Annotated in this window: 2 protein-coding genes and 1 pseudogene; 1 reads left to right on the top strand and 2 read right to left on the bottom strand. The window is 67.3% G+C overall.

The genetic code is table 11. The features are described 5' to 3' along the window. Together RMO85_RS02685 and RMO85_RS02680 are read right to left on the bottom strand one after the other, a co-directional pair. A pseudogene (locus RMO85_RS02685) lies at nucleotides 1-224 on the bottom strand (hypothetical protein); the annotation flags it as partial. After that, the gene (locus RMO85_RS02680) at nucleotides 221-970 is read right to left on the bottom strand and encodes a response regulator transcription factor (RefSeq protein ID WP_310526316.1); all 750 of its coding nucleotides are present in this window, start codon (nucleotides 968-970) and stop codon (nucleotides 221-223) included. The gene RMO85_RS02680 and the pseudogene RMO85_RS02685, both read right to left, overlap by 4 nt. Before the next feature lie 260 nt (nucleotides 971-1,230). Here RMO85_RS02680 and RMO85_RS02675 point away from each other — a divergent pair. Next, the coding region (locus RMO85_RS02675) for a hypothetical protein (protein ID WP_310526315.1) at nucleotides 1,231-1,528 on the top strand (298 nt) is incomplete at its 3' end.

Here is a 1,528-nt window from a genome sequence, read left to right as displayed (position 1 = left end):
TCCCGGCGCCCGTCGATCACCGAGCCGGCACGGTCGGAGGCTGTGCGCAGCTGCTGGTCGAGGCCGTCCATCAGAGATGCGCGGAGAAGGGCGACACTGACCAGGCCGATGCTGACGCTGACCAGAGTGAGAAGTCCGACGACGGCCAGTACCAACCGTCGGCGCAGCGTCCACGGCGCGCGCGGCCGGCGCGGTGGGAGCCGGCCGAGGGCACCTCCGGTCACGAGGCGGTCTTCAGCATGTAGCCGGCGCCGCGCACCGTGTGGATCATCGGCTCACGGCCGGCATCGACCTTTTTACGCAGATAGGAGATGTAGATCTCGACGACGGAGGACTTGCCGCCGAAGTCGTAGCTCCACACCCGATCCAGGATCTGGGCCTTGCTGAGCACCCGACGGGGGTTACGCATCAGGAAGCGCAGCAGTTCGAACTCGGTGGCGGTCAGCTCGATCGCGTCCGGCCCGCGGAACACCTCGTAGCTGTCCTCGTCGAGGGTGAGGTCACCGACCGTGATGCGGGGATCCAGGGAATCCGCCACGGTGAGCGTGGACCGGCGAATGAGCCCACGGAGCCGGGCTACCACCTCCTCGAGGCTGAACGGCTTGGTGACGTAGTCGTCGCCGCCGGCCGTCAGACCCTTGAGCCGGTCGTCGAGGGAATCCTTTGCCGTGAGGAAGAGCACCGGCGTCTCGTGGCCGTCCGCCCGCACGCGCAGCCCCACCTGCAGACCGTCGATGTCGGGCAACATGATGTCGAGCACGATCGCATCCGGCCGGAATTCACGGGCGATGGTGAGCGCCTGGCGCCCCTCGCCGGCCGTGCGCACGTCCCAGCCCTCGTAGCGCAGCGCCATCTGGAGCAGATCGGTCAGCGTGGGTTCGTCGTCGACGACGAGCACCCGGATGGCGCTGCCGTCCGCCCTGGTCAGGCGCGGTGCGCGCACCGCTCGATCGTTCTGGCTCGTGCTCATGGTTCCCAGTATCCGAGTGTCGGCTATGAAAATGCTATGTGCTGACCTGGCCTTTGCTGTGAAGCAATGCAGCTATCCGTCACTCAGGATTCACACTGGTTCGCCAGAGCCTCACCGTAGAGCGTCTCGCTCATTTCAGTCCCGGCGGTCGGACGGCCACCGAACCGGAGACCCCTGTTTTTCACCTCCCGGCGCCGGGCTAGGCACGACTCCGCCCTGGCCCGGCGTGGGCGGGCCTGCCGAACAGGCACAATGGAGGAGTGACGAACCAGATGCTCTCCTTGTTCGAGGAGACGGAGCATCCGTCACCGCCTGACGCAGTGCTGGCGGCGCCTCTGACTGCCGTGTCGCACCTGCGGCGCATCGTCGCCGATTCCACCGACCGGGTTGCCTGGCTGCGGGCCCGCGCCCAGGGGATCACGGCCACGGATGTCGCCAAGCTCGCCACCCCCAATTCGCTGCAGAACGCGGTCTACGACAAGCTCAACGGCAGCAGCTTCAGTGGCAACAGCTACACGGACCACGGGCGCGCCCGGGAACCGGAGATCGCGGCGTGGG

This window comes from Nocardioides sp. (assembly GCF_031422975.1).
Classification (GTDB): Bacteria; Actinomycetota; Actinomycetes; order Propionibacteriales; family Nocardioidaceae; genus Nocardioides.
The sequence above is the reverse complement of the archived record's forward strand: the minus strand, read 5'-3'. Positions and strand labels throughout refer to the sequence as shown.

What these genes read in the sequence shown, in the direction of transcription:
- RMO85_RS02680 (WP_310526316.1), bottom strand. Translation starts at nt 970, where the DNA reads ATGAGCACGAGCCAGAACGATCGAGCGGTGCGCGCACCGCGCCTGACC.